Below are 971 nucleotides of genomic sequence, written 5' to 3'. Positions count from 1 at the left end.
CGGCGCTCGCGGTCAAGGCCGACAACGCGTCGTTGCGCGAGGCGGCGGACGCGGCCGGTGTGGTGCTGCTCGCGGTCCGGCCGGAGGCACGCTGGGAGCAGGTCGCCACGCTCGCGCACGCCGCGCTCGACGAGCCCCCCGACACCGATCCTCCCGACGGCGGCGACCTGTTCTCGCTCGCGCAGACCACCGCGCTGCTCACCGGGGGCGGGGTCAGCATCGAGGACACCGCGAACCGCATGCTGGCCTACTCGCGCACGTCCGGCGCCGACGAGACCGACGAGTTGCGCCGGCTGTCGATCCTGGGCCGGCAGGGCCCCGAGGAGTACATGGCCCGGCTGCGCGACTGGGGCGTGTTGCACCGCCTGCGCACCACGACCGACGTGGTCGCCGTCGAGGAGCGCCCCGATCTGGGTATCCGCCGCCGGCTCGCGGTCGGCGTGCACGCGGGTGGGCGACCGCTGGGCACGATCTGGGTCCAGGAGGGTCGGCAGCCGTTCGCCGAGCGTGCCGAGGAGGTCCTGCTCGGCGCCGCGCGGGTGGCCGCGCTGCACCTGGTCCGGCGTCGTACCCGACTGCCCGCGGAGGCGACGCTGAACCGGGAGATCGTCGCGGGCCTGCTCACCGGCGCGATCGCGGCCCGGACCGCCGCCGCGCAATTGGGGCTCGACGCGGCGCGGCCGGTGGTGGTCGTGGGCTACGCGATACCGCCGCCCGTGCCCGACGAGTCGGCCCAGGAGTTGGCCCGGACCGAGTTCGCCAACCTGGTCTCGGTCTACGCCGCGGCCCGGCACAGTCACGCCCAGGTCGCCTCGCTCGACGGGCGCCTGTACGTCGTGCTGTCCGCGCCGCCGGCCGAGTCGGTGGTGCTGACGTGGGCGCGCGAGATCGCCGCGGCGGCGCACGCGCACCTGGGCGTGGCGGTACGCGGCGCGGTCGGCGATCCGGCGCCTCGGTTGTCCCGGGCCGGC

General features: G+C 76.2%; 1 pseudogene. It reads left to right on the top strand.

Annotated elements, in window-relative coordinates:
* Positions 1–971, top strand: a pseudogene (locus GT354_RS41675) (PucR family transcriptional regulator); the annotation flags it as partial.

The organism is Streptomyces sp. SID3343 (assembly GCF_009865215.1).
GTDB lineage: Bacteria > Actinomycetota > Actinomycetes > Streptomycetales > Streptomycetaceae > Embleya.
This window is presented reverse-complemented; position numbering and strand designations above follow the sequence as displayed.